Annotated in this window: 23 protein-coding genes and 1 pseudogene; 17 read left to right on the forward strand and 7 right to left on the reverse strand. The window is 72.9% G+C overall.

Going from position 1 to position 24,910, the window contains the following annotated elements:
* Nucleotides 1-134 precede the first annotated feature (134 nt).
* On the reverse strand, nucleotides 135-1,916 hold the full coding sequence (gcl, locus tag ACGF12_RS16835; RefSeq protein ID WP_393029842.1) for a glyoxylate carboligase: 1,782 nt from the start codon (nucleotides 1,914-1,916) through the stop codon (nucleotides 135-137).
* Nucleotides 1,917-2,671: 755 nt separating this feature from the next.
* Here gcl and ACGF12_RS16840 point away from each other — a divergent pair.
* From ACGF12_RS16840 to ACGF12_RS16860, 5 genes are all read left to right on the forward strand, one after another.
* Nucleotides 2,672-4,243, forward strand: coding sequence for a SulP family inorganic anion transporter (locus ACGF12_RS16840; protein WP_393029845.1), 1,572 nt, complete (start codon nucleotides 2,672-2,674; stop codon nucleotides 4,241-4,243).
* Nucleotides 4,244-4,360: 117 nt separating this feature from the next.
* Nucleotides 4,361-4,657: an MTH1187 family thiamine-binding protein gene (locus tag ACGF12_RS16845; RefSeq protein ID WP_393029848.1), complete on the forward strand. Its 297-nt coding sequence runs from the start codon at nucleotides 4,361-4,363 to the stop codon at nucleotides 4,655-4,657.
* Nucleotides 4,658-4,781: 124 nt separating this feature from the next.
* A complete protein-coding gene (locus tag ACGF12_RS16850) occupies nucleotides 4,782-5,360 on the forward strand; it encodes a TetR/AcrR family transcriptional regulator (protein WP_393029851.1) in 579 nt (192 codons plus the stop codon).
* Between the two features lie 81 nt (nucleotides 5,361-5,441).
* Nucleotides 5,442-6,839, forward strand: a complete 1,398-nt coding sequence (locus ACGF12_RS16855; protein WP_393029854.1) for an MFS transporter — start codon at nucleotides 5,442-5,444, stop codon at nucleotides 6,837-6,839.
* A complete protein-coding gene (locus ACGF12_RS16860) occupies nucleotides 6,836-7,597 on the forward strand; it encodes an SDR family NAD(P)-dependent oxidoreductase (protein WP_393029857.1) in 762 nt (253 codons plus the stop codon). The genes ACGF12_RS16855 and ACGF12_RS16860 overlap by 4 nt, the downstream gene beginning before the upstream one ends.
* Nucleotides 7,598-7,607: 10 nt before the next feature.
* Here ACGF12_RS16860 and ACGF12_RS16865 read toward each other — a convergent pair whose 3' ends face one another.
* Nucleotides 7,608-8,294: an SMI1/KNR4 family protein gene (locus tag ACGF12_RS16865; RefSeq protein WP_393029860.1), complete on the reverse strand. Its 687-nt coding sequence runs from the start codon at nucleotides 8,292-8,294 to the stop codon at nucleotides 7,608-7,610.
* Nucleotides 8,295-8,483: 189 nt separating this feature from the next.
* On the opposite strand from ACGF12_RS16865, the gene ACGF12_RS16870 reads away from it, so the two are divergent.
* From ACGF12_RS16870 to ACGF12_RS16880, 3 genes are read left to right on the forward strand one after another with little or no spacing between them, the layout of a single operon-like run.
* Complete coding sequence (locus tag ACGF12_RS16870) at nucleotides 8,484-9,422, forward strand: carbohydrate ABC transporter permease (protein ID WP_393029863.1); 939 nt, start codon at nucleotides 8,484-8,486, stop codon at nucleotides 9,420-9,422.
* Nucleotides 9,419-10,303: a carbohydrate ABC transporter permease gene (locus tag ACGF12_RS16875; RefSeq protein ID WP_387631129.1), complete on the forward strand. Its 885-nt coding sequence runs from the start codon at nucleotides 9,419-9,421 to the stop codon at nucleotides 10,301-10,303. The genes ACGF12_RS16870 and ACGF12_RS16875 overlap by 4 nt, the downstream gene beginning before the upstream one ends.
* 52 nt (nucleotides 10,304-10,355) lie before the next feature.
* The gene (locus ACGF12_RS16880; RefSeq protein WP_393029866.1) at nucleotides 10,356-11,750 is read left to right on the forward strand and encodes an ABC transporter substrate-binding protein; all 1,395 of its coding nucleotides are present in this window, start codon (nucleotides 10,356-10,358) and stop codon (nucleotides 11,748-11,750) included.
* Nucleotides 11,751-11,804: 54 nt separating this feature from the next.
* Here ACGF12_RS16880 and ACGF12_RS16885 read toward each other — a convergent pair whose 3' ends face one another.
* Nucleotides 11,805-12,074, reverse strand: coding sequence for a helix-turn-helix domain-containing protein (locus ACGF12_RS16885; RefSeq protein WP_393029869.1), 270 nt, complete (start codon nucleotides 12,072-12,074; stop codon nucleotides 11,805-11,807).
* Between the two features lie 177 nt (nucleotides 12,075-12,251).
* Between ACGF12_RS16885 and map the strand changes: the two genes are divergently transcribed.
* Both map and ACGF12_RS16895 read left to right on the forward strand, forming a co-directional pair.
* Nucleotides 12,252-13,019, forward strand: a complete 768-nt coding sequence (gene map / locus ACGF12_RS16890; RefSeq protein WP_393029872.1) for a type I methionyl aminopeptidase — start codon at nucleotides 12,252-12,254, stop codon at nucleotides 13,017-13,019.
* 60 nt (nucleotides 13,020-13,079) lie between these two features.
* Nucleotides 13,080-13,505, forward strand: a complete 426-nt coding sequence (locus ACGF12_RS16895; RefSeq protein WP_393029875.1) for an acyl-CoA thioesterase — start codon at nucleotides 13,080-13,082, stop codon at nucleotides 13,503-13,505.
* Between the two features lie 27 nt (nucleotides 13,506-13,532).
* Here the strand turns inward: ACGF12_RS16895 and ACGF12_RS16900 are convergent, their stop codons facing one another.
* Nucleotides 13,533-14,579, reverse strand: a complete 1,047-nt coding sequence (locus ACGF12_RS16900) for a YibE/F family protein (protein ID WP_393029878.1) — start codon at nucleotides 14,577-14,579, stop codon at nucleotides 13,533-13,535.
* A 242-nt stretch (nucleotides 14,580-14,821) separates the two neighbouring features.
* Here ACGF12_RS16900 and ACGF12_RS16905 point away from each other — a divergent pair.
* Both ACGF12_RS16905 and ACGF12_RS16910 read left to right on the forward strand, forming a co-directional pair.
* Nucleotides 14,822-16,314 (forward strand): annotated as a pseudogene (locus ACGF12_RS16905) (alpha/beta hydrolase).
* 169 nt (nucleotides 16,315-16,483) lie between these two features.
* Complete coding sequence (locus ACGF12_RS16910) at nucleotides 16,484-18,796, forward strand: transglycosylase domain-containing protein (RefSeq protein WP_393029881.1); 2,313 nt, start codon at nucleotides 16,484-16,486, stop codon at nucleotides 18,794-18,796.
* A gap of 154 nt (nucleotides 18,797-18,950) precedes the next feature.
* Here the strand turns inward: ACGF12_RS16910 and ACGF12_RS16915 are convergent, their stop codons facing one another.
* Nucleotides 18,951-19,547, reverse strand: a complete 597-nt coding sequence (locus ACGF12_RS16915) for a hypothetical protein (protein ID WP_393029884.1) — start codon at nucleotides 19,545-19,547, stop codon at nucleotides 18,951-18,953.
* Between the two features lie 33 nt (nucleotides 19,548-19,580).
* A complete protein-coding gene (locus ACGF12_RS16920; RefSeq protein WP_393029887.1) occupies nucleotides 19,581-20,129 on the reverse strand; it encodes an RBBP9/YdeN family alpha/beta hydrolase in 549 nt (182 codons plus the stop codon).
* Nucleotides 20,130-20,403: 274 nt separating this feature from the next.
* Between ACGF12_RS16920 and ACGF12_RS16925 the strand changes: the two genes are divergently transcribed.
* From ACGF12_RS16925 to ACGF12_RS16935, 3 genes are all read left to right on the forward strand, one after another.
* A complete protein-coding gene (locus tag ACGF12_RS16925) occupies nucleotides 20,404-20,970 on the forward strand; it encodes a DJ-1/PfpI family protein (protein WP_387616508.1) in 567 nt (188 codons plus the stop codon).
* Nucleotides 20,971-21,166: 196 nt separating this feature from the next.
* Nucleotides 21,167-22,465: a serine hydrolase domain-containing protein gene (locus ACGF12_RS16930; RefSeq protein ID WP_393029890.1), complete on the forward strand. Its 1,299-nt coding sequence runs from the start codon at nucleotides 21,167-21,169 to the stop codon at nucleotides 22,463-22,465.
* Between the two features lie 57 nt (nucleotides 22,466-22,522).
* Nucleotides 22,523-23,041, forward strand: a complete 519-nt coding sequence (locus tag ACGF12_RS16935) for a gamma carbonic anhydrase family protein (protein WP_393029893.1) — start codon at nucleotides 22,523-22,525, stop codon at nucleotides 23,039-23,041.
* A 6-nt stretch (nucleotides 23,042-23,047) separates the two neighbouring features.
* On the opposite strand, the gene ACGF12_RS16940 is transcribed toward ACGF12_RS16935, so the two are convergent.
* Complete coding sequence (locus ACGF12_RS16940; RefSeq protein ID WP_393029896.1) at nucleotides 23,048-24,241, reverse strand: MFS transporter; 1,194 nt, start codon at nucleotides 24,239-24,241, stop codon at nucleotides 23,048-23,050.
* A 151-nt stretch (nucleotides 24,242-24,392) separates the two neighbouring features.
* Between ACGF12_RS16940 and ACGF12_RS16945 the strand changes: the two genes are divergently transcribed.
* Nucleotides 24,393-24,629, forward strand: a complete 237-nt coding sequence (locus ACGF12_RS16945; protein WP_393029899.1) for a DUF2277 domain-containing protein — start codon at nucleotides 24,393-24,395, stop codon at nucleotides 24,627-24,629.
* 36 nt (nucleotides 24,630-24,665) lie between these two features.
* Nucleotides 24,666-24,902, forward strand: coding sequence for a DUF6296 family protein (locus tag ACGF12_RS16950; RefSeq protein ID WP_393029902.1), 237 nt, complete (start codon nucleotides 24,666-24,668; stop codon nucleotides 24,900-24,902).
* Nucleotides 24,903-24,910: the final 8 nt, after the last annotated feature.

The following is a 24,910-nucleotide window of genomic DNA, read 5'->3' on the forward strand; positions in this document are numbered from 1 at the left end:
GGGTGTCGCCCGGGCACACGGTAGCGGCCCCGGACGGCTCAACCGTTGCGGCCCCGCCGGTGTTCCGCCTGCGCGGGGGCGTACGGAGCGGCTCGTACGCCCCCGCATCCCGACGGGGTCGGAGTGCCGACCGGTCAGAGGGCCAGCGGCTTGATCGCGGTCGGCGCGTGCTCGGGGAGGGTGGCGAGCTCCTCGAACTCGTTGACCTTGTCGATGTCGGCGGCGGCCATCGAGATGTTGGTGACCCGCTCCAGGATGGCCTCGACCACGACCGGGACGCGGAACTCGGCGGCCAGCTTCTTGGCCTCCTCGAACGCGGGCAGCAGACCCTCGGGCTCGGTGACCCGGATCGCCTTGCAGCCCAGGCCCTCGGCGACCTTGACGTGGTCCACGCCGTAGACGCCCAGCTCGGGGGCGTTGATGTTCTCGAACTCCAGCTTGACCTGGAAGTCGATGTCGAAGTTGCGCTGTGCCTGACGGATCAGGCCCAGGTAGGAGTTGTTCACCAGGACGTGGACGTACGGGATCCGGTGCTGGGCGCCGACCGCCAGCTCCTCGATCATGAACTGGAAGTCGTAGTCGCCGGAGAGCGCGACGATCTGGCCCTCGGGGTCGGCGGTGGCGACGCCGAGCGCGGCCGGGATGGTCCAGCCGAGCGGGCCGGCCTGGCCGCAGTTGATCCAGTGGCGCGGCTTGTAGACGTGCAGCATCTGGGCGCCGGCGATCTGCGACAGGCCGATGGTGGTGACGTAGCGCGTCTCCGGGCCGAAGGCCTTGTTCATCTCCTCGTACACGCGCTGCGGCTTGAGCGGCACGTTGTCGAAGTGGGTGCGGCGCTGCAGCTTGGCCTTGCGCTCCTGGGTGGAGGCGGCCCACTCGCTGCGGTCCTTGAGCCGGCCGGCGGCCTTGAGCTCCTCGGCGACCTGGACGAACAGCTCCAGGGCGGCCTTGGCGTCGGAGGCGATGCCGAGCTCGGGGGCGAAGATCTTGCCGATCTGGGTCGGCTCGACGTCCACGTGGACGAACTTGCGGCCCGCGGTGTAGACGTCCAGGCCGCCGGTGTGGCGGTTGGCCCAGCGGTTGCCGATGCCGAGGACGAAGTCGGAGGCGAGGAAGTTCTCGTTGCCGTAGCGGTGCGAGGTCTGCAGGCCGACCATGCCGGCGTTCAGCTCGTGGTCGTCCGGGACGATGCCCCAGCCCATCAGGGTCGGGACGACCGGGACGCCGGTCAGCTCGGCGAACTCCAGCAGCAGCTCGGAGGCGTCGGCGTTGATGACGCCGCCGCCGGCCACGATCAGCGGGCGCTCGGACTCCTGGAGCAGCGCGATGGCCTTCTCGATCTGGATCCGGTTGGCGGTCGGCCGGTAGACCGGCAGCGGCTGGTAGGCCTCCGGGTCGAAGTCGATCTCGGTCAGCTGGACGTCGATCGGCAGGTCGATCAGGACCGGGCCCGGGCGGCCGGAGCGCATCAGGTGGAAGGCCTGCTGGAACACGCCGGGGACCTGGGCGGCCTCCAGGACGGTGGTCGCGGCCTTGGTGACGGGCTTGGCGATCGAGGCGATGTCGACGGCCTGGAAGTCCTCCTTGTGCAGCCGGGCGACGGGCGCCTGGCCGGTGATGCACAGGATCGGGACGGAGTCGGCGATCGCCGAGTACAGGCCGGTGATCATGTCGGTGCCGGCCGGGCCCGAGGTGCCGATGCACACGCCGATGTTGCCGGCCTTGGCGCGGGTGTAGCCCTCGGCCATGTGGGAGGCGCCCTCGACGTGCCGGGCCAGGGTGTGCTTGATCCCGCCCGAGGCCTTGAGGGCGGCGTAGAAGGGGTTGATGGCGGCGCCCGGCACGCCGAAGGCGACCTCAACGCCTTCGAGCTTGAGGATCTCCACGGCCGCGCGGGCGGCTGTCATACGAGGCATCGGGTCTCTCCTGCGTCGGCCCGCAGTGGCTCGGAGGGCTCATCTCCTGAATTCCACCATACGGAAGAACGGTTTCTGTATGTGGAAACAAGGTAGGGTCGGGCCGTCGGAGCGTCAAGGGGGATTTCAACAGAATGTGGAAGTGGGGTGGGGTGGGGTGCCGGGCGGGGGTGGCCGAGCGGCGAGGGCTCGTACGTCTGAGCTGTGTTCGCGCTGGTGTGCCCGGGGAGGCGGACGTTCCGGCCCGGAAAGCGCACCCGGTGTGCAAGGCGGGTGAAGGGACGGTGCCCGAGGTCGGCCCGTCCCGCCGACCTGGGTACCGTCGGTGGCACGCCGGGCCCGTGACGTCCAACTGAGGCCGCGGCGGGGGGGGTTTGGGAGCGCCGGGGAGCAGGGGAACCCGCCGGCGGTCCCCTCCTGGACCAGCGCGCCCGGTCCGCCGCACCCGAGCGGAGGACGCACCGCACCCCCTGGCCGCACCGACCCGACACCCGCTGCCGCCCTCCGGTCCGTCCGGACGCGCGGCCGTACCGCTGTCGCCCCCCACCGTGCGGTCCTCACCGTCTCTTCGCCCCGTCTCCTCCTTGCCGCTCCTCGCCGGTTCCGGCCGTGCCGCTCCCTGCCCTTCTGCTCTCGGCCTTGCCACTTCCGGCCCTTGCCACTTCTGGCCCTGTCACGGCGTGCCCGCAGCGGCGGGCGCGCGGAAGGAACGTCCCCATGCGCTGCACCCCTGCCCGACCCCCGGCGGTGACCGGGTGAACCGACCGCCGCGCCGGCCCAAGAGCCCGCCGGGCCGCCCCCGGAAGAACGCCCCGCCGGGCCGCCGCCGGCCCCCGCTCGTCGCGCTGCGCGCCGTCCCCTGGCGGCAGGACCTGCCCGCCTCGCTGGTGGTGTTCCTGGTCGCCCTCCCGCTCTGCGTCGGGGTGGCCGTCGCCTCCGGGGTCCCGGCCGAACTGGGCCTGGTCACCGGCATCGTCGGCGGCCTGGTCGTCGGCGCGCTGCCCGGCAGCAGCCTCCAGGTCAGCGGGCCCGCCGCCGGGCTGACCGTGCTGGTCGCCGACGCCGTCCAGCGCTTCGGCGCCGGGGCGCTCGGCCTGCTGGTACTCGGCACCGGCCTGCTCCAGCTGGCCATGGGCGCTCTGCGACTCGGCCGCTGGTTCCGGGCGATGTCCGCCTCCGTGGTGCACGGCATGCTGGCCGGCATCGGGCTGACCCTGCTGTTCGGCCAGCTCTACGCGCTCGCCGACCGCCGTGCCCCCGCCACCGGCCCGGAGAAGATCACCGGGGTGCCCGCCCTGCTGACGGACGCGGCCACCGCCGCGGCCAATCCGAGCGCCGTCGCCCTGGGCCTGGGCACCCTGCTGGTGCTCGTCGCCTGGAAGCACCTGCCCGGGCGGCCGGCCCGTACCGTCCCCGCGCCGCTGGCCGCGGTCGGCCTGGCCGCCGCCGTCACCGCCGCGGCCGACCTGCCGGTGGCCCGGGTCCGGGTCGCCGGCCTGCTCGACGTCGTCCACCTGCCCGAACGCGACTCGCTGGGCGCGCTGGCCGGCACCGCCGGGCTCGGCACCGTCGTCGCCTTCACGCTGATCGCCTCCGCGGAGACGTTGTTCAGCGCCGCCGCCGTCGACCGGATGCACCACGGCCCGCGCACCGACTACGACCGCGAGCTCACCGCCCAGGGCCTCGGCAACACCGTCTGCGGGCTGCTCGGCGCGCTGCCGATGACCGCGGTGATCGTGCGCAGCGCGGCCAACGTCCAGGCGGGCGCCCGCACCAAGGCCTCGCGCTTCCTGCACGGGCTCTGGCTGCTGCTGTTCACCGCGCTGCTGCCCGGCGTGCTCGGGCTGGTCCCGCTCACCGCGCTGGCCGCCGTCCTCGTCCACGCGGGCGCCAAGCTGGTGCCGCTGCGCCGGATCGCCGGGCTGTGCCGCGGGCATTGGGGCGAGGCGCTGGTGCTCGGGGTGACGGCGGCGGCGATCATCGCCACCGACCTGTTCGAGGGGGTGCTGATCGGCATCGGGCTGGCGGTGGCCAAGTCCGCCTGGCAGACCTCGCACCTGCAGATCGCCGTGGAGGAACTGGTGCTGCCGACCGGCCGGCCGCTGCACCGGGTGCGGCTCAGCGGCAACGCCACCTTCCTGCGGCTGCCCCGGCTGCTGGACACCCTGGAACGGCTGCCGGACGACCGGCCGGTGGAACTGGACTGGTCCGGGCTGCGCCACCTGGACCACGCCTGCACGCTGGCCCTCGCCTCTTGGGCGGCCCAGCACCGCGCCCGCTCCAGCGAGCCGCTGGCCGTCGAACCGCCGCTGCCGACGGTCGCCTGATCAGCGCCCCGGATAGCCTGGTCGCGGCCCGGATCCGGTCCGGGCCGCGACCAGTGCCGTCGGGCGTCAAGTCGGACGTTCGGACGTCAAGTCGGGTGTGCAAAGGAGCGCAGAGCCGTGATCGCAGCCTTTTCGGTGACCCCGCTGGGGATGGGCGAGGACGTGGGGGAAGCGGTGGCCGCCGCCGTCCGGGTGGTCCGGGCGAGCGGGCTGCCGAACCGCACGGACGCGATGTTCACCAGCATCGAGGGGGAGTGGGACGAGGTGATGCCGGTGATCAGGGCGGCGATCGAGGCGGTGAAGCCCTACAGCAACCGGGTGAGTACGGTCATCAAGATCGACGACCGGGCCGGGGTCACCGACGGCCTCACCGCCAAGGTCGCCTCGGTCGAGCGGCACCTCGCCGAGGGCTGACCGTCAGACCGTCGAGGTCGACCAGGCGGCCGGTTCGGCCGTCCGGGCCTCCGGCTGTACCCGGCAGGAAGCGGCCAGTGGCCTTTCTTGACCGTTCGGTCCGGAAAGGTCTAGCGTTCCTCCCATGGCGCGAACCAAGGAATTCGACCCGGACGCGGCGCTGCAGGCGGCCCTGGAGCTGTTCTGGCGGCGCGGCTACGAGGCCACCTCGATGGCTGACCTGGTCGAGGGGCTCGGCATCGCCCGGGCCAGCATCTACGCCACCTTCGGCAGCAAGCGCGAGCTGTACCTGCGCGCGCTGGAGCGCTACAGCGAGCAGCAGGACCCGGACCGGCTGAACGACCTGTCCCAGCCCGGCCCGGTGCTGCCGGCCGTACGGGCCCTGGTGCGCCGGTACGCGGAGGCGGGGGAGGAGGACCGCAAACGCGGCTGCTTCGTCACCAACACCGCGGTCGAACTCGCCCCGCACGACCCGGCGGCCGCCCGCAGGGTCGAGGCCAGCCTCGACCACCTGGAGACCGCGCTGACCTCGGCCCTGCTGCGGGCCCGGGCGCAGGGCGAACTGCCCGCCGACCGGGAGCCGCGGGCGCTGGCCCGGATGCTGGTGGTGCTCATGCAGGGGATCCGGGTCGTCGGCAAGGCCGCCGACGGCGGGACCCGCGCGCGGGACGCCGCCGAGCAGGCGCTGGTGCTGCTGGACTGACGCCGGGCCCATCAGGCCTCGGTGTCTTCTGCTGTCCTCATTCTGGACCGAGCGGTCTCTATAGATTTGTCGGGGGGTTTCATGAGTGTCGCCACGGTCGGCCGGTCCGGCTTCGCGCTGCTCGGCGTCGTCCAGGCGGTCCTGATCTTCACGATCATGATCCTCACCGTGCCGCTGCCACTGGTGGCCCGGGAGTTCGGGCTCGGCCCGTCCGGCCTGCTGCTGCTGAGCGCCGCCTACGGACTCTCCTTCAGCTCCCTGCTGCTGCTCGGCGGACGGCTGACCGACCGGCACGGCGGCCGCCGGACGCTCCGCACCGGCCTGCTGCTGTTCGGCGGCGCCTCGATCGCCTGCGCCCTCGCACCCGACTACCCCGTCCTGCTGGCGAGCCGCTTCGTCCAGGGCGCCGGCGCCGCCCTCACCGCCCCGGCGGCGGTCGCGCTGGTCCGGGTGCTCCACCCCGAACCCGCCGCCTACCGACGGGCGATGGCCACCTGGGGCGGCCTCTCGGTGCTCGGCGCGACGGTCGGCAGTGTGGTGTCGGGGGCGGTCGCCGCCGCGGTCTCCTGGCGGTGGCTGTTCACGGTCCCCGTCCTGGCCGCCCTCCTCGGCCTCGTGCGCTCCGCCGCGCTGCCCGCCGCCGCACCCCTCGGACGCCGGCCGGCCCTGGACCTGCGCGGCGCGGTCCTCGCCACCGCCGGTGTCTGCACGGGCAGTTACGCCCTGGTGGCGTCCACCGAGCACGGCTGGCGGGCCCCCGAGGTACTCGCGCCGCTGGCCGCCGCACTCGCCCTGCTGCTCGCCTTCACCGGAGTCGAACGCCGCACCGCCGACCCGCTGCTGCCGCCCGGCTTCCTGGCCGACCGGCGCCGCGCCACCGCGCTGGCAGCCGTCATGGCGACCGCCGCCGGCACCGCGCTGACCTTCGTCCTGCTCTCCCTCTACCTCCAGCAGCTGCGCGGCTGGAGCGCCGCCGCCACCTCCGCGGCCTTCCTGCCGTACGCGGCCGCCCTGCTGCTGGCCGGCCGCCTGGCCGGGCCGCTGGTCCTGCGGTACGGACCGGTGCCGGTGACCGCCGGCGGCCTCGCCGCCGCGGCCGGCGGACTCGGCCTGCTGGCCGGACTGGCCCCCGGCAGCCACTACGCCACCGCCCTGTTGCCCGGACTGCTCCTGCTGCCCGCCGGAGCCGCCGCCTCCTTCGCCGGAGCGGCCGTCCTGGCCACCGGCGGGGTGGCCCCCGAACGGACCGGCCTGGCCGCGGGCGTCTTCAACACCGCCATGGAACTCGGCCCCACCGCAGGCCTGGCCGTCCTGATGGCCCTCGCCGCCACCCGCCCGAGCGTCGTCGGCGGCTACGCCGCGGCCTTCGCGGCCGCTGCCGCCGGGCTGGCACTCACCGCCCTGGCGGTCGCCGGCCTGCCCCGAACCACCATCACCGCATCAGAACGCACCACTCGGATCAAGGAGTTCACACCATGACCACGCGTTTCGCCGACAAGTCCGTCCTGATCACCGGCGGCGGCAGCGGTATCGGGCGGGGCATCGCGCTCGCCTTCGCCCAGGAGGGCGCCCGGGTCGCCGTCGCCGGGCGCAGCGCCGGGCCGCTGGCCGAGACCGTCGAGCTGATCGAGCGGGCCGGCGGCAAGGCCGTCGCGCTGACCGGCGATGTGACGGACAGTCAGGACGCCGCCCGGCTGGTCCGGGAGACCGTCGAGCAGTTCGGCGGGCTGGACGTCGCCGTCAACAACGCCGGGGTGTTCGGCGCGCCCGGTCCGGTCGCCGAGATCGACGAGGCCGACTTCCGGCGGGTGTTCGAGATCAACGTGACCGGCACCCTGCTCGCGATGAAGCACCAGATCGGCCACATGCGGGCCCACGGCGGCGGCGCGATCGTCAACGTCTCCTCCAACCTGGGCGCCCACAAGCGGATCGAGGGCGTCGGGGCCTACGCGGCCAGCAAGGCCGCCGTCACCGCGCTCACCCGGGCCGCCGCCCGCGACCACATCGGCGAGGGCGTGCGAATCAACACCGTCAGCCCCGGCCCGGTGGACACCCCGATGTCCAGCCGGCCCGGCGAGAGCGCCGACGACAAGACCGAGCGGATGAAGGCCGAGGTGCCGGTCGGCCGCTCCGGCTCGGTGGCGGAGATCGCCGCCGCGGTGCTGCACCTCGCCTCGCCGGAGGCCGGCTACACCGTCGGCGCCGACCTGGTGCTGGACGGGGGCATCAGCGCCTGATCGGCCGGGCTCAGCTGTTCCGCCAGTCCCCGGGCACGGCCTCGTAGAGCGCTTCCAGCGCCTCCGGGGTCCGTGCCCGGGCCATCATCCAGGCCTCCTCGACCACCCCGATCAGCACGTCCGGCCCCTCGTGCCAGCGGCAGCCCCGGCCGAGTGCGGGCAACTCCCGGAAATCGTCGGGAAGTTCACTGTCGGACTCGACGAAGTCGGTCAGCTCGTGGTCCTCCAGCAGCTTCTCCGTCATCGCCATCACCGCCGCCGCCGTCGAGAAGCGCTCCTCCCAGGGCTCCCACCTCTCCTGCGACTTGTCCGCCAGGTCCGGCCGGACCACCGTCGGCGGGTCCTCCCGCTCCAGGTCGCCCAGCAGCACGCCCCAGTGCGCGCAGCCCTGGTTCTCCGCCCGGTACACCAGCGCGCCGTCCAGCACGTACAGCTCGTCCGGCGTCAGCAGCACGTCCTGGCTGCTGGTGAGATCGGCCCGGCGGCCGAACAGCCGGTACGCCTCGCGCAGCGCCGCCGGCAGCCGCACCCCGAGCCGCCGCTCGGCCGCGTCGAGTTCGGCGTCGGTGTAACCGTCGGCCGCCGCCAGCGGCTCGCCCCAGTGCGCGGCGAAGCCCCTGACGAGTGCCCAGGCGCCCTCGCGGCCGCGCAGGGTTTCGGCCATCGCGGCCCGCATGTCGAAATCCGTGTCGTTCACCCGCGCACGGTACGACATCCCGCTGACAGCGCCCCGGGGCCGAACCCTCGTCAGCGCACGACCGGCCGAATTTGACGCGAACGCGTAAGTCCGGGGACACCCGCTGATCACCGCGGGGTTTCCGCGCCGTCGTTCGGGCAAGACACGGTTTCGGCCGGAACCGACACACGAAAGGCGGACGCGCAACCGATGCCGACCGCACCGCACACCGCGCCCCTGCCGGGACGCCGCCCACGACCACATCGGGGAGGGCACTGGGGCGAACACGGGCTCGCCTGGGCCTTCCTGCTGCCCTCCCTGGTGGTGTTCATCCTCTTCATCGGCTACCCGCTGGGCCGGACCGTCTACCTGAGCGGGCACGCCAACGACCTCTTCGGCGCGCCCTCCCGCTACGTCGGGACGAAGCACTACACCGACCTGCTCGGCTCGGCCGACTTCGGCCGGACGCTGGTCACCACGGCGCTGTTCACCCTGCTCACCGTGGTGCCCGGAGTGCTCGGCGCGCTGGTGCTGGTGCTGCTGCTGGAGAACCGGATCCGCGGTGTACGGCTGCTCCGCTCCGCCTTCGCGTTGCCCTTCGCCTTCTCGGTGGCCAGCGCCTCGGTGGTCTTCGCGGTGTTCTTCAACCCCGCCAGCGGGGTGCTCAACGGCCTGCTCTCGCACGTCGGCCTCGGCCCGGTCGGCTGGCTCACCGACTCCCGGTACGCGCTGGTCTCGGTGGCCGTCACCACGATCTGGATGAACCTCGGCTACAACGTGCTGGTGCTGTCCGCCGGCATCGGCTCGATCCCCGGGGAGGTCGTCGAGGCGGCCCGCATCGACGGCGCCTCCGGCCTGCGGCTGGCCCGCTCGATCACCGTCCCGATGCTCGGCCCGAACCTGTTCTTCCTGACCGTGGTCTCCACCGTCCACGCACTGCAGAGTTTCGGCCAGATCCACATCCTCACCAAGGGCGGGCCGGACGGCGCGACCCGGACCCTCGTCTACTCCGTCTACGAGAAGGCCTTCGCCTACAACTCCAGCGACTTCGGCACGGCCAGCGCCCAGGCCGTGGTGCTGCTCGTGGTCGTCCTCGCCTGCACGGCCGTCCAGTTCGGCGTCCTGGAGCGGAAGGTGCACTACGCATGACCACCATCGTCAGTGAGACCGAAGCGCCCCGCCCGCGCACCCGGGTGCTCGCCGGGCGCTCCCCGCGCGACCTGCTCGGCCGGGCCGCCGTCTACCTGCTGCTCGCCGTCGCCGTGGTCACCGTGGCCTTCCCGGTGTACTACGCGATCGTCGGCGCCTTCATGGACCCGTCCGAACTCTCCTCCTATCCGCCGGCGCTGGTGCCGCACTCGATCACCGGGCGGAACTTCTCCGGCGCCGTGGACACGATCCCGCTGGCCCGCCAGTACGCCAACTCGGCGATCGTCGCCACCGCCATCACCCTCGCCCAGCTGTTCACCTCGATCCTGGCCGCGTACGCCTTCGTCTTCCTGCCGCTCAAGGCACGGGCCGCGGTGTTCGGGGTGTTCCTGGCCACGCTGATGGTCCCGTGGGAGGCCATCATCATCCCCAACTACCTGACGCTGTCGGACTGGGGCCTCGGCAACACCTACTTCGGCCTGGTGCTGCCCTTCCTCGCCTCCGGCTTCGGCACCTTCATGCTGCGCCAGGCCTTCCGGCAGCTGCCCGGCGAACTGCGCGACGCAGCCCGGATCGACGGCGCCGGGCACTGGCGCTTCCTGTGGCGGATCGTCGTCCCGCTCAACAAGCCGGCCCTGGCGGCGCTGTCGATCTACGTCTTCCTGTCCGCCTGGAACCAGTACTTCTGGCCGCTCATCATCACCCGCACGGCGAACATGCAGACCCTGCAGATCGGCCTCACCTCGCTGCGCGACTCCGAGATGGCCGACCCGGGCCTGATCCTGGCCGGTGTCGTGCTCTCCCTGCTGCCCACCCTCGCCCTGGTGGTCTTCGGCCAGCGCTTCATCGTCCGCGGCCTCACCGCGGGCGCCGTCCGCTGACCCGCCGCCCGCTGGATCGTTTGTCCCGCTTCCGGAAAGAAAGAGAACCCTCGTGAAGAAGAGTGCGCGCGCGCTCGCGGCCCTGCTGGTGGCCGGCCTGTCCCTGACCGCCTGCAGTTCCTCCGGCTCCGGCTCCGGATTGGGCGGCTCCTCCGACGCCGCCGCCCCCGGCGCCCAGGCGCTCGACCAGGCCTCGGGCGTCACCACCGTCGAGTTCTGGCACTCCATGACCGGCAAGAACGCCGACGTGCTGAACGGGCTGGTCAGCCAGTTCAACGCGGCCCACCAGGGCAAGATCGAGGTCAAGGCCGAGTTCCAGGGCAAGTACGACGAGCTGGTCGCCAAGTACAAGGCCTCGGTGCAGCAGAAGGGCACCCCCGCCCTCGTGCAGGTCTACGACATCGGCACCCGCTTCATGATCGACTCCAAGCAGACCGTCCCCGCCCAGGCCTTCGTGGACAAGGACGGCTACTCGCTGGCCGACCTCGACCCCAACATCCGCAACTACTACTCGGCCGGTGGCAAGCTGGTCTCGATGCCGTTCAACTCCTCGATGCCGCTGCTCTACCTGAACACCGACGCCTTCAAGGAGGCCGGCCTCGACCCGGCGCAGCCGCCCAAGGACCTGGGCGAGCTGGCCGACATGGCCAAGAAGCTGACCAAGAAGGACGCCGACGGAAAGACCGTCCGCTACGGCTTCGGCGCCGCGATCTACGGCTGGTTCGTCGAGGAGCTGCTCGCCGAGTCCGGCACGATGTACTGCGACCACGACAACGGCCGCAGCGACAAGGCGGGCAAGGTCGTGTTCGACTCCGCCCAGGGCGCGCAGATCGTCCAGTGGTGGGCCGACCTGGTCAAGGGCGGTTACGCGGCCAACACCGGCCGGGTCACCGACGACGCCCAGGCCGCCTTCAAGGCCGGTACGGTCGCGATGCACCTGGAGTCCACCGGCGTGCTGCGCGGCTACACCGAGGCCGCCAAGTTCGGCGTCGGCACCGCGGCCTTCCCCAAGGTCACCGCCGCCGACCAGGGCGGTCCGGTGATCGGCGGCGCCTCGCTGTGGATCAGCGGACCCGGCCACTCGGACGCCGAGAAGCGCGCCGCCTGGGAGTTCGAGAAGTTCCTGACCGCCCCCGAGCAGCAGGCCGCCTGGCACACCGGCACCGGCTACTTCCCGGTCAACACGAAGTCCCTGGACGACCCCAAGGACAAGGAGTGGGTGGCCAAGTACCCGCAGTTCCAGACCGCCGTCGACCAGCTCAAGGCCACCAAGCCCACCCCGGCCACGGCCGGCTGCCTGCTCGGCGTGATGCCGCAGGCCCGCAAGGGCGTGGAGACCGCCATCGAGCAGACCATCGCCGGCGGCAAGACCGCCCAGCAGGCGCTCGCGGACGCGGCCAAGGAGCTCCAGCCCGCGATCGAGAGCTACAACAGCTCGGTCGGCTGACCGGTCCGGCCTCTCGGCGGCGGCCCGCCCGGCGGGCCGCCGCCGTCGTAGTCGCTAGGCGGAGATCGCCTCGCCGTCCTCGGGCGGCGCGCAGGCGCCCGCCAGCTCGTCCAGTGAGAGGTCCAGCGCGTAGGCCAGCGCCGCGATGGTGAAGAAGGACGGTGTCGGCGCCCGACCCGTCTCGATCTTCCGCAGCGTCTCCGCCGAGACACCGGCCACCGCCGCCACCTCGACCATGCTGCGCTCACCACGCGCCTCACGCAGCAGCGCCCCGAAGCGCTCCCCACGCTCGCGCTCCCACGGGGTCAGCGGAGTCCTCACCATGGCGCCGAGTCTAGGCCCTGTCCGGCGGATCTTCGCCGGGTCCGCGACGTCCGACCGCCCGATCAAGCCCACCGCCCCCGGTACCCGCCGGCGCGATCCGTTCGGGAGGAGGCGTGCCATCTCTCGACCGTGATACAAATACCGGTATAAGAATTGGATCCAGGGGAGTGGTTCACCATGGTCGAACTCAAGTCGGACGCCGCCCTCGCCGCGATGCGCGAGGCCGGGCGGGTCGTCGCCAACGCGCTGGCGGCCGTGCGCAACGATGCGGCGGTCGGCGTCAGCCTGCTGGAACTGGACGAGGTGGCGCGGGGCGTGCTGGGTGCCGCCGGGGCGACCTCGCCGTTCCTCGGCTACCGGCCGTCCTTCGCGCCCGTCCCGTTCCCCGCCGTCATCTGCGCCTCCGTGAACGACGCCGTCGTGCACGGCATCCCCGACGGCTACCGGCTGCGCGACGGCGACCTGGTGAGCATCGACTGCGGCGCCGTGCTGGACGGCTGGTGCGGCGACTCCGCCATCAGCTTCACCGTCGGTGCCGCCCGCCCCGAGGACACCGAGCTGATCGCGGCCACCCGGCGCGCCCTGGAGGCCGGGATCGCCGCCGCCGTGGTCGGCAACCGGATCGGCGACATCGCCCACGCCGTCGGCAAGGTGGCCCGCGCCGGGCGCTACGGGATGCCCGACGGCTACGGCGGGCACGGCATCGGCCGCCGGATGCACGAGGACCCGCACGTGCCCAACGAGGGCCGTCCGGGCCGGGGTTACCCGCTGCGTCCGGGCCTGGTGCTGGCCATCGAGCCGATGCTCACCGCGGGCGGCCGGGACGACTACGCCACCGACCCGGACGGCTGGACCCTGCGCACGAACGACGGCAGCCGGGCCGCCCACATCGAGCACACCGTCGCCGTCACCGAGGACGGACCGCGCATCCTCACCCTCCCGTGAAACCGGCAGGTGACGGACGACACGCGGTGCCGCCCGACCGCCCGGAGTACTGTGCGGGGCATGACAGACCAGGACTTCACCACGCGGGTCACCGTCCGCGGCTATGAGACCGACACCCAGGGCCACTTGAACCAGTCCGTGTACCTCCAGTACGCCGAGCACGCCCGCTGGGAGTACCTCCGGGCCGCCGGCATCCGACAGGCCGATCTGGTGGGCAAGGGCGCCGGCCCGGTCGTCCTGGAGACCACGATCAAGTACCTGCGCGAGCTGCGCGCCGGCGACTCGGTGGACATCAGCTGCGCCTTCTCCTGGCGGGACGGCAAGACCTTCCACGTGGTGCAGAGGCTGGTCCGCGAGGACGGTGTGCTCGCCGCCGAGATCACCGGCGTCGGCGGCATCCTCGACCTGGCGGAGCGCCGCCTGGTCCCGGACCCGCGCGAGCCGCTGCGCGTCCTGGCCTCCGACCCGGGCCTGCTCGGCCTCTGAGCACCGCCTCCGTCCACCCGTCAGGACCTACCGAGCGTGCCCGTGCCGCCCGGCGAGACCCGCCGCCGCCCGAGGATGGTCGGCGGCGGCGATCAGGGCGGCCAGCCCGGTGGTGACCGGCACCGAGGCGACCAGCCCGATGCTGCCGACCAGGGCGCGCGCGACCTCCTCCGCCACCAGCTCGCTGGTGGCCACCGACACCACGTCCCGGTGCGCGATCGAGAACAGCAGCAGCAAGGGCAGCGCGGCGCCCGCGTAGGCGAGCACCAGGGTGTTGACGGTCGAGGCGATGTGGTCGCGACCGATCCGCATGCCCGTCCGGTAGAGCTTGCCGGCGCCCATCGTCGGGTCGGCCTGGTGCAGTTCCCAGACCGCCGAGGTCTGGGTGACCGTCACGTCGAAGAGCACGCCCAAAGAGCCGATCACGAAGCCGGCCAGCAGCAGGCCGCGGATCTCGATCCCGGGGTAGAGCTCGTGGACCAGCCCGGTCTCCGCCGAGGTGTTCCCGGTCAGGTGCGCCCAGGAGGCGAACATCAGGCTCAGCACCCCGATCAGCACCAGTGACACCAGGGTTCCGAGCACCGCCACCGAGGTTCGGGCGGAGAGCCCGTGGCACAGGTAGAGCGCGATCAGCATGATGGCGCCGGCGCCGACGATCGCCACCAGCAGCGGGTCCTCGCCGCGCAGGACGGCGGGCAGGATGAACAGCGACAGCACCGCGAAGCTGATCACCAGTGCGACCAGCGCGGCCACCCCGCGCCAGCGCCCGACCAGCACCACGATCGCCGCGAACAGCCCGGCCAGCACGCCCATCGGCAGGTGTCGCTCGGCGTCCAGCGGGCTGGAGCGCAGGTGCTGGTCGAGGCCCGCCCCGGTGTGCGGGTGGGCCGGGACCCCGCCCGGCCAGAGCACCACCAGCCCGACCAGCACGGCCACCGCGAACGGGATCAGCACCGCCGCGATCACCTTGCGCAGGTGCGCGGAGACCGGCACGGCCGGCCCGTGGGCGTGCGAGTGCCCCACCGACGCGCCTTCGCCGCCCGCGCGTTCGTCCTCCAGTGTCCCTGCCGCCACCTCACGCCTCCTCAGTTCTCCGGCCGCCGCGTCGAATCCGCCGCGACCTCCGAATCATCGGGGTCCTGCCCGCCGTCGCCCCGCAGGGCGCGAACCGTGGGCGCGCCGTCGGCAGGCCGCGGGCACGCCGCGAGCGGGCGCGGCCGGGCGCGGGGTCCACCCGACGCCGGGGGATTACCCCACCCCCGACCGGCCAGCTGCCCGCATGGGCCCAAGTCACCTGCCCCAGCAGACTCTTGGTCATGACGAACACCATCCGACGCACCGCCGCCGCCACCGCCGCCGCAGCCATCGCCGTCACCGCGCTCACCGCCCTGCCCGCCGCCGCCGATCCGGAGCGCACCGGCCTGGTCCGCCTCGCCTGGTCCGCCTGCGGGGGCCAGAGCGACCCCCGCCAGCAGTGCGCCGACCTCACGTCCCCCTGGACTACAACGACCCGGGCGGCCAACAGATCACGGTCGCCGTCTCCCGGATCGCCACCGCCAAACCCGGCCTGCGCCACGGTGTGCTGATGATCATCCCCGGCGGCCCCGGCGAAAACGGCCTGGACCGCCCCGGCAGCGTGGTCCAGCGGCTGCCGCAGTCCGTGCTGGACCGCTTCGACCTGGTGAGTTTCGACCCGCGCGGTGTCGGCCGCTCCACCCCGGTCAGCTGCGGCCTGGACCACTCCGACCTGGCGATGGTCAAACTCCGCCCCTGGCCCGCCGCCGACGGCTCGATCGACGGCAACCTCGCCGGCGCCCGCCACTTCGCCGAGGCCTGCGCCCGCAACGGCGGCCCGGTGCTGCGCAGCATCTCCACCGCCAACGAGGCCCGCGACATCGACAGCATCCGACGTGCCCTGGGGGAGCGCCGCCTCTCCGCCTGGGGCACCTCGTACGGCACCTACGCGGGCGCCGTCTACGCCACCATGTTCGCCTCGCACACCGACCGGATCGTGCTCGACAGCAACGACGACCCGGACCCGTCGCGGGTCGGCCGCGGCTGGCTCGCCGCCTACGGCCAGGGCGCCGAGGACCGCTTCCCGGACTTCGCCAAGTGGGCCTCGGCGCCCGGCAATCCGGACCGCGTCGCGGACACCCCGGAGCAGGTCCGCCCGCTGTTCCTGGACCTCGCCACCCGCCTGGACCGCACCCCGCTGCCCTGGCCCGGCGCCAACCCGGCCGAGCTGGACGGCAACGGGCTGCGCGCGGCCATGCTGCAGAGCCTGGCCGCGGACGCCAGGTTCCCCGACCTCGCCCGGCTGATGCTGGCCGCCCAGGGCCGCCGCCCGCTGCCCGCCCCGGTGACGGCGCCCGACGAGGTGCTGCAGAACCACATCGCCGCTTCGGCCGGCACCCTGTGCAACGACGTCAGCTGGCCCACCGATCCGGCCGCCTACACCAAGGACGTCGCCGCCGACCGCGCCGCCCGGCCGCTCACCGCAGGCATGCCGGTGAACGTGATGCCCTGCGCGTTCTGGCCGTTCGCCCCGGCCGAGCCGCCGGTCCGGGTGACCGGCCGCGGCCCGGCGAACGTCCTGCTGGCGCAGAACCTGCGCGACCCCAACACCCCGTACCGGGGCGCGCTCAAGCTGCGGGAGGCCTTCGGTGACCGCGCCCGGATGGTCACCGTGGACTCCGGCGGCCACGACGTCTACCTGGCGAACGGAAACGCCTGCGGCGACACGGTGGTGACGGACTACCTGGTGACCGGCCGCCGTCCGGCCGACGACGTGTTCTGCCCGGCGAGCTGAGGTTCGACGACACCGTCCGCGGGGGCAACCGGCTGTGAACGAACGGCCCTTGCTCCCGCGTGAACCCCCGTACGACCCCCGAAAATGAGTCGAAGCTGTCGCGATTTTGTGACAATAGTTCGCCAACAGGCTGCCCACGAGGGGGTTTCACGGCCTTAATGTTCGAACTATGTCACCGAAGAGCCGCATACCTTCCCCGGACCCGGGCGACACCTGGGTGCCGCGCCCGAGGCGCCGTCAGACCCCGCTCGGAATCCTGCGCCATGCGGCCACCTACCTCGGCTCCTGTGTGCTCGGCGGTGTGCTGCTGGCGGGCCTGATCCTCCCGGCGGCCGGCGCGGTCGGACTGGGTGCGAAGAGCGGTGCCGAGAGCTTCGAGAGCATCCCCGACGACTTCAAGGCCCCGCCGTTGACCCAGGCGACCCAGATCTTCGACGCCAAGGGCGGTCTGATCGCCAAGGTCTACGAGCGCGACCGCACGGTGCTGACGGCCGAGCAGATGTCCCCGCTGGTCCGCCAGGCCCAGGTGGACATCGAGGACGCCCGCTTCTACGAGCACGGCGCGGTGGACCTCAAGGGCGTCCTGCGGGCGGTCACCAAGAACGCCGAGAGCGGCGCCGCCGTCCAGGGCGCCTCCACCCTGACCCAGCAGTACGTGAAGAACGTCAACGTCGAGATGGCCGGCGACGACCCGGTGGCGGTCCGCGAGGCGCAGCGCAAGACGCTCGGCCGCAAGATCCAGGAACTCCGGTACGCCATCAAGCTGGAGGAGGACCTCACCAAGGAGCAGATCCTCACCAACTACCTGAACATCACCTTCTACGGCCACCAGGCGTACGGCATCGAGGCCGCCTCCCAGCGCTACTTCAGCAAGTCCGCCAAGGAGCTCACCCTGCCCGAGGCGGCGATGCTCGCCGGGCTGGTGCAGAACCCCTCCCTGTACGACCCGAAGCTGCACCCGGTGGCCGCCCAGAAGCGTCGGGACACCGTCATCGACAAGATGGTGGAGAACAAGCACATCACCGCGGACCAGGCGAAGGAAGCCAAGGCGGCCCCGCTCGGCCTCAACTACAAGGACCCGCAGAACGGTTGCATCACCGCCCGGGCGGGGATGGGCTTCTTCTGCGACTACGTGCGTCACGTGGTCAAGCAGGACCCGGTGTACGGCAAGAGCGCCGCCGAGCGCAAGAAGCTCTGGGACACCGGCGGCCTGAACATCTACACCACGCTGGACCCGGACAAGCAGGCCGCCTCGCAGAACGCCGTCTCCACCAAGGTGTACGTCACCGACCCGGTCTCGGCGGCGATGACCATGGTCGAGCCCGGCACCGGCAAGATCCTGGCGATGGCCCAGACCCGCCCGTACGGCCTGGCGAAGGAGCAGAACCAGACCGTCGTCAACCTCAACGTGGACTCGGCGATGGGCGGCGGCATCGGCTTCCAGCCCGGATCCAACTTCAAGCCGATCGTGGCCGCCGCCGCCCTGGAGGCCGGACTGCCGCCCACCCAGCAGTACGACTCGCCGAACCGGATGGACTGGCCGACGATGAAGACCTGCGACGGCACCTGGAAGAACCTGAGCAAGGGCAAGAAGGAAGGCACCATCCCCAACGAGAGCACGCGCGAGGTCGGCCCGTACGAGCTCAAGGAGGCGATGGCCCTCTCGGTCAACACCTACTTCGTGCAGATGGAGCAGGAGATCGGGCTCTGCGCCGTCAAGCAGATGGCCAACAAGCTGGGTGTGACGGCCAAGGCGAGCGGCGATCCGCTGCAGGAGGTGCCCGCGCTCGGCCTGGGCACCCAGGAGGTCAGCCCACTGACCATGGCGAACGTCTACGCGACCTTCGCCGCCCGGGGCAGCTACTGCGCGCCGCTGGCGATCAACCGGATCACCACGGTGGACGGCAAGGACGTCCCGGTGAACCCGGTCCACTGCGACCAGGTGATGTCCACCGACACCGCCGACGTGATCAACAGCGTGCTGCTCGGGGTGACCGAGAAGGGCGGCACCGCGCGCGACCTCCGGCTGGACGACGACCGCCAGATCGCGGGCAAGACCGGTACCACCGACGAGAAGAAGTCGGCCTGGTTCACCGGCTACACCGGCAACCTGGCCGCCTCGGTCTGGCTGGGCAGCCCGGGCACCAAGGTGCCGATGCGCAACATCCGGATCGGCGGCCAGTACCAGGCGGAGGTGTTCGGCGCGACCGGCCCGGGGCCGATCTGGCAACAGGCGATGAGCGACGCCGTCCGGAACATGCCGGACAAGGAGTTCACCACCGTCTACATCCCGGACCCGGTCAAGCGCGACCCGGGCTGCGGCACCGCCACCGCCACGCCGGGCTCGGCCACCTGCACCGGCGCCCCCAACCCGGGCTCGACGGGCACGGCGACGGGCCGGCCGCGCGGCACCAAACCGTCGAGCACCAACCCGACCGGGCGCTCCGCCCCGTCCACCCCGCCGGACGACGGGGACCAGTGAGCCACCGGTGAGCCGTCGGCCCCGCACGAGTACCCGTACTCATGCGGGGCCGCGGCCGTTCGGCGGACGATGGCGCCGTGCCGCACGGTTTCCTCGGCGTCCCCGCCGTCCTCCGGCCCTCGCCGCCCACGCCCTCGGGCCGCCGTAGCGCCGATCAACGCGCCTCGACCGGCTCGCCGCTGTCCTGGTCGAGGTTGAACACCCGTCGGTAGGAGTCGGTCACCACAGTCACCTGCGCCCGCCCGGTCCAGCTCGCGTCCACCAGCCGGGCGTCGTCCGGGCCGCCGCCGACGTCCGCGAGCAGCCAGCGCCGGGCCGACCAGCCGTCGCCGCTCTCCAGCAGCACCTGCCAGTGGTCACCGGTCTGCGGCCCGGAGCCGTACGAGCGGTGCACCACCACCAGGGCCCGCTCCGCCCCGGCCGGGGCGTCCTCCCGGCTGCGGGTCTCGGCCGCCGACGACTTGTGCGCGGCCACCACCCCGAGCACGAACACCACCGCGGCGGTCACCGTGACCGCGCGGGTGGCCGTCCGGACGGCGGTGCGCCGGTCGCCCAGCCAGGCGGCCGCCATCAGCGCGGCCAGCGCCGCGCCGAGCAGCAGCTCCGGCCGGTTGAGCAGGTCGGCGACCAGCATCAGCCCGCCCGAGCGGCTCTCCCACTGGCCCTCCGTGTACAGCAGGACGGCGGCCACCCCGCAGGCCGCCAGCATGCGGACCAGGGCGCGCCTGGCCCTCGGTGTCCGGTTGCTCAATCGGTTGTCCATCGTCCCCCCCCGGTCATGTGCTCACAGCTCCGCGAGCAGCTTTCGGCCCTCCGGCCAGTCACCCAGCCCGGAGGCCGAGTTGATGTGTCCGTACGCGCCCGGCTCGACGTACCGGGCACCCCACGCCTCGGCGAACTCCCGGGCCCGCTCCGGGCTCACCCAGGGGTCGTCGGTGGAGGAGACCACCACGGTCGGGAACGGGAACGGCTCCAGCGCCACCGGGCGGAAGCCGACCAGCTCCGGTACCTCGGCGGTGTCGATGTCCGCAGGGGCGACCAGCAGCGCGCCCCGGACGGCGGCGGTCAGCTCGGCGGAGGCCCCGGCCACCCAGCGGGCCGCCGTGACGCAGCCCAGGCTGTGCGCGACCAGCACCACCGGCCCCTCGGCGGCGGCCGCGGCCACCGCCGCGTCCACCCGGGCCACCCAGTCCCGCTGCTCCGGGTGGTCCCAGTCCGCCTGCTCGACCCGGCGGAAGGCCGCCGGCTCGGCCGCCTCCCAGTGGGTCTGCCAGTGCTCGGGGCCCGAGTTCTGGTAGCCGGGGAGGACGAGGTAGGTGGCGCGGTCGGGCATGGGCTCCCCCAGGAGGTGAACGGATCGGTGACGGGCAGCAGGAGTCTAGGACCCGGCAGGGCCGGCCCGGCAGCCGGGCACTGCTGCCGGTCAGGGGCCCGGCGCGCACGGCTCGCGACCGGCGCGCGAGACCAACTGTGCGCCGCGGTGCGCCCGGTGCGCCCTGTTGCCAACGGTGCGGCCGGTGCGGGAGGTTGGACCGGGCCCGGCGCGGCGGCCACCGCGCCGGGCCCGCACCAGGTCTGACGATCGATCATGTGGAGGGATGTCGGCGATGGCATCGAAGATCCTGCTGGTCACCGGGGACGCCGCCGAGTCGCTGGAGGTGTTCTACCCCTACCAGCGGCTGCGCGAGGAGGGCTACCAGGTCGACATCGCGGCCCCGACCAAGAAGCGCCTGCAGTTCGTGGTGCACGACTTCGTGGACGGCTACGACACCTACACCGAGAAGCCCGGCTACACCTGGCCCGCCGACATCGCACTCGCCGACGTCGACCCGGCCGACTACGTCGCCCTGGTCATCCCCGGCGGCCGCGCCCCCGAGTACCTGCGCAACGACCCGGACGTGCAGCGGATCGCCCGGCACTTCTTCGCCGGGGACAAGCCGGTCGCCCAGATCTGCCACGGCCCGCTGATCACCGCGGCCGCCGGGGTCCTCGACGGCCGCCGCACCTCCGCCTACCCGGCGCTGGCCCCCGACATCAAGGCGGCGGGCGCCGAGTTCGTCGAGGGCGAGGCCGTGGTGGACGGCGTGGTCGTCTCGGCCCGCGCCTGGCCCGACCACCCGGCCTGGCTGCGGGCCTTCATCGAGATCCTGCGCGACAAGGCGCCGGTCGCCTGACCCGTACCGACCCGGTCGCCCGGCCCGTGTCAAGGTGCCCGTACCCCGAGACGTCTCGGGGTACGGCCCCGGGACCGGTCCGGGTCCCCTCCTCCGCCAGGCCGAGGACGCGCCGCCACCGAACTGCCATGGTGTCGGACAACCATGGAAACGGCCGGAGTTGTCGCACCGTCCGGCCCGTCCCCGGGAGGACGGCATGACTGCCACCGACCGCACCGTCCGGCGCCGCAGGCCGTTCCTGCGCGCCGCCGTCGTGACCGCCGCGGGCGCGGGCCTGCTCGCCACCCTCGCCCCGGCCGCCGTCGGCCAACCCGCCGACCGCTCCCTGGCCTCCGGCTGCCACGGCGCCGTCCACCTCACCGCCGCCGACCGCACCGACCGGACGGACTCCGCCGATGGCCGGGCCGACTGGGCCGCCGCCGACGCCGCCCTGGCCGGCCTCACCCGCCCCGGCTACAGCACCTCCGCCCTCGCCGCCGTCCGCGAGAACGGCCGACTGGTCTGGCGCAACGCCACCGGCGTCGCCGACCTCGCCACCGGCCTGCCCGCAGACCCCGAGGGCCGGTTCCGGATCGGCAGCACCACCAAGACCTTCGTCGCCACCACCCTGCTCCAACTCGTCGGCGAACGGCGGCTGGACCTGGACGACCGGCTGGAGTGCCTGCTGCCCGGCATCGTCCCGAACAGCACCCAGATCACCGTCCGCCAGCTGCTCAACCACACCAGCGGCGTCGCGAACTACACCCAGGACCCGGCCTTCGAGTTCGACGACCAGGGCTGGCTGACCGCCCGCCGCTTCAAGCCGTACTCCCTCCAGGACCTGGTGGACATCGCCAACAAGTACCCGCCCGCCTTCCCGCCGGGCCAGGACTGGCGCTACTCCAACACCAACTACGTGCTGATCGGGATGATCATCGAGAAGCTCACCGGCCGCAGCTGGCAGGAGGAGGTCACCCGCCGGATCATCCGCCCGCTGCACCTCACCGGCACCTCGATGCCCGGCCACTCGCCCTTCATCCCGGGCTCGCACGCCCACGGCTACCTCAGGACCGACACCGGCCCGGTGGACATCACCCTGCTCGACCCCTCGATGGCCGGCCCCGCCGGGAGCGGCATCTCCACCACCGCCGACCTGACCACCTTCATCGGCGCCCTGCTCGGCGGCCGACTGCTGCGCCCGACCGAACTCGCCGCGATGCAGCAGACCGGCACCTCCGGCGGGGGCCTCGGCTACGGCCTCGGCCTCCAGCGCCTGGAAACCCCGTGCGGCACCTACTGGGGCCACGCCGGCGGCATACCCGGTTACAACACCCTGATGCTCGGCTCGGCGGACGGCAAGCGGCAGTTCGCCTCCGCCGTCACGGTCTACGACGTCGCGGACGCGAACGCCGCCAACGCCGCCTGGAACCGGCTCACCGTCACCGCCCTGTGCGGCGCCCAGGCCCCGGCACTCGCCGCCGGGTCCGTACCCGACCTCGCCCGCACCACGCCCTGACCGGCCCCCTACGCTGACCGGCGACAGTAGCGCGGACCGTCGTCAGGAGGACGAGACATGGCAGAGCCGATGATCGCCGCAGTCGGGGGCAAGGTGCCCGCCGTCGACCCGAGCGCCTTCCTCGCACCCAACGCCGTCGTGGTGGGGGACGTGACGGTGGGCCCGGGCGCGAGCATCTGGTACGGGGCGGTGCTGCGCGGCGACGCCGAGTCGATCACCGTCGGCGCGGGCAGCAACATCCAGGACAACTGCACCCTGCACGCCGACCCCGGCTTCCCGCTGGTGGTCGGCGAGCGGATCTCTGTCGGCCACAACGCGGTGCTGCACGGCTGCACGGTCGAGGACGAGTCCCTGGTCGGGATGAACGCCACCGTGCTCAACGGCGCCCGGATCGGCGCCGGTTCGCTGGTCGCCGCGGGCGCGGTGGTTCCCCAGGGCATGACCGTCCCGCCCGGTTCGCTGGTCGCGGGCGTACCCGCCAAGGTCCGCCGGGAGCTGACCGACGAGGAGCGGGCGGGCATCAAGCTCAACGGCGAGGGCTACCTGCTGCTGGCCGACGCCCACCGGGACATCTAGACGGATCTAGACGGTCGTCATGACGGCGGCGGCCGGCTCGGACACCGGGGACACCGGCCGGCGCCGGTCCGCCGCCCAGGCGAGCAGCGCGACCAGGGCGCCGGAGGCGGCCAGGCCCGAGCCCACCAGGGTCGGCGAGGTCCAGCCGAACCCGGCGTCCAGCACCAGCCCGCCGAAGTACGCCCCTTGAGCGTTGGCCAGGTTGAAGGCGCCCTGCACCGTCGCCGAGGCCAGCGTGGGCGCGCTGCGCGCCTTCTGCAGCACCAGGGTCTGCACCGCCGGGACGATCGCGAAGCCGAACAGTCCGATCAGCACCACCGTGACCGCCGCCGACCAGCGGGCGTGCGCGGTCACCGCGAACAGCGCGAGCGTCGCCGAGAGCAGCACGAAGGCCGCGCAGACGGTGGGGCGCAGCGCCCGGTCCGCGGCGAACCCACCGAGCACGTTGCCGATGGTCATGCCGGTCCCGAACAGCGCCAGCACCAGGGTCACCGAGCCGGTCGCGTACCCGGAGACCTCGGTGAGCAGCGGCGCGATGTAGCTGTAGCAGGCGAACATGCCGCCGCAGCCGAACACCACGGTGGCCAGCGCCAGCCAGAGCTGCCCGCTGCGGAAGGCCCGCAGCTCGTGCCGGAGCCCGACCTGCCCGGGGGAGGGGAGAGCCGGCACCAGCCGGGCGATGGCGAGCGTCCCGGCGGCGGCGATCAGCACCACCACCAGCATGGTCGCCCGCCAGCCCAGGTGCTGGCCGAGCAGGGTGGCGGCCGGGACGCCGACGATGTTGGCGACGGTCAGTCCGGAGAACATCACCGCCACCGCCCGGGCCCGCCGGTCCGGCGCCACCAGTTCGGCGGCGGCCACTGCCCCGGCCCCGAAGAAGGCGCCGTGCGGGAGCCCGGTGATCAGCCGGGCGGCGGCCAGCGTCCAGAAGTCCGGCGCCACCGCGCACAGCAGGTTGCCGGTCGCGAACAGCGCGGCCAGCGCGACCAGCACCGCCTTGCGGGGCTTTCCGGCGGCCAGTGCGGTGAGCAGCGGCGCGCCGATCACCACCCCCAGCGCGTAGGCCGAGATCAGCCAGCCCGCCTGCGGGATGGAGACGTGCAGACTGCCGGCGACCTGGGGGAGCAGCCCCATGGCGGCGAATTCGGTGGTGCCGATGGCGAAAGCGGTGACGGCCAGCGCGAACAGCGCGAGAGGCAAGGGGGTGACTCCGGAGTGATGCCCGCGCCGGGTACGGGCGCGGCGGGTGATTCGTTCGTCCGGCATCCTAATCCGGCCGGATGACGCCCCTGTGAGGCGGATGTGACGAAAGGGGGTCGCCGACACGGCGCCCGCGCGCGAGACTGGGGGCATGTGCCGCAACATCAAGACGCTGCGACCGCCCGTGACGCCCGACGCCGACGGCGACGACTTCCGCGCCGCCGCGCTGCAGTACGTCCGCAAGGTGTCCGGCTTCCGCGCCCCGGCGGCGCACAACCGCGAGGCCTTCGACCGGGCCGTGGACGCGGTGGCCGAGGCCACCGCCCGGCTGCTCGCCGAGCTGGAGGTCCGCGGCTCGCACGACCGGGCCGCCGAGGCCACTGTCTGACGCGGACAGGTCACCGACAGGGAGCAGGAGCCGGAGATGAACCCCGCCAATCGTTACGCCCTGACCTTCCCCGGCACCCCCGGCACCCAGGCCCCGCAGGACGTGGTCGTGGTCACCCGGACCGACGCGAAGGGCCCGGGCGGCCACCCCGTGTACGAGGACGCCACCGGGATCGTCCGTGCCGAGATCAGCGACGCGGGCGAGGTCCGGATGCTCGCCAGCGGCGGCCACCAGAGTCCGCACCTGCCGGTCCACGCGCATCCGCTGCCGTAGGGCCTGCG

Origin of the sequence: Kitasatospora sp. NPDC048296 (genome assembly GCF_043201815.1) — a bacterium.
Lineage (GTDB): Bacteria > Actinomycetota > Actinomycetes > Streptomycetales > Streptomycetaceae > Kitasatospora.

Excerpts from the sequence above, each read along its gene's own strand:
- gcl (WP_393029842.1), bottom strand. The coding sequence starts at position 1,916 with ATGCCTCGTATGACAGCCGCCCGCGCGGCCGTGGAGATCCTCAAGCTC.
- ACGF12_RS16850 (WP_393029851.1), top strand. The coding sequence starts at position 4,782 with ATGGCGCGAACCAAGGAATTCGACCCGGACGCGGCGCTGCAGGCGGCC.
- ACGF12_RS16855 (WP_393029854.1), top strand. The coding sequence starts at position 5,442 with ATGAGTGTCGCCACGGTCGGCCGGTCCGGCTTCGCGCTGCTCGGCGTC.
- ACGF12_RS16860 (WP_393029857.1), top strand. The coding sequence starts at position 6,836 with ATGACCACGCGTTTCGCCGACAAGTCCGTCCTGATCACCGGCGGCGGC.
- ACGF12_RS16870 (WP_393029863.1), top strand. The coding sequence starts at position 8,484 with ATGCCGACCGCACCGCACACCGCGCCCCTGCCGGGACGCCGCCCACGA.
- ACGF12_RS16875 (WP_387631129.1), top strand. The coding sequence starts at position 9,419 with ATGACCACCATCGTCAGTGAGACCGAAGCGCCCCGCCCGCGCACCCGG.
- ACGF12_RS16885 (WP_393029869.1), bottom strand. The coding sequence starts at position 12,074 with ATGGTGAGGACTCCGCTGACCCCGTGGGAGCGCGAGCGTGGGGAGCGC.
- map (WP_393029872.1), top strand. The coding sequence starts at position 12,252 with ATGGTCGAACTCAAGTCGGACGCCGCCCTCGCCGCGATGCGCGAGGCC.
- ACGF12_RS16895 (WP_393029875.1), top strand. The coding sequence starts at position 13,080 with ATGACAGACCAGGACTTCACCACGCGGGTCACCGTCCGCGGCTATGAG.
- ACGF12_RS16910 (WP_393029881.1), top strand. The coding sequence starts at position 16,484 with ATGTCACCGAAGAGCCGCATACCTTCCCCGGACCCGGGCGACACCTGG.
- ACGF12_RS16920 (WP_393029887.1), bottom strand. The coding sequence starts at position 20,129 with ATGCCCGACCGCGCCACCTACCTCGTCCTCCCCGGCTACCAGAACTCG.
- ACGF12_RS16925 (WP_387616508.1), top strand. The coding sequence starts at position 20,404 with ATGGCATCGAAGATCCTGCTGGTCACCGGGGACGCCGCCGAGTCGCTG.
- ACGF12_RS16930 (WP_393029890.1), top strand. The coding sequence starts at position 21,167 with ATGACTGCCACCGACCGCACCGTCCGGCGCCGCAGGCCGTTCCTGCGC.
- ACGF12_RS16935 (WP_393029893.1), top strand. The coding sequence starts at position 22,523 with ATGGCAGAGCCGATGATCGCCGCAGTCGGGGGCAAGGTGCCCGCCGTC.
- ACGF12_RS16945 (WP_393029899.1), top strand. The coding sequence starts at position 24,393 with ATGTGCCGCAACATCAAGACGCTGCGACCGCCCGTGACGCCCGACGCC.
- ACGF12_RS16950 (WP_393029902.1), top strand. The coding sequence starts at position 24,666 with ATGAACCCCGCCAATCGTTACGCCCTGACCTTCCCCGGCACCCCCGGC.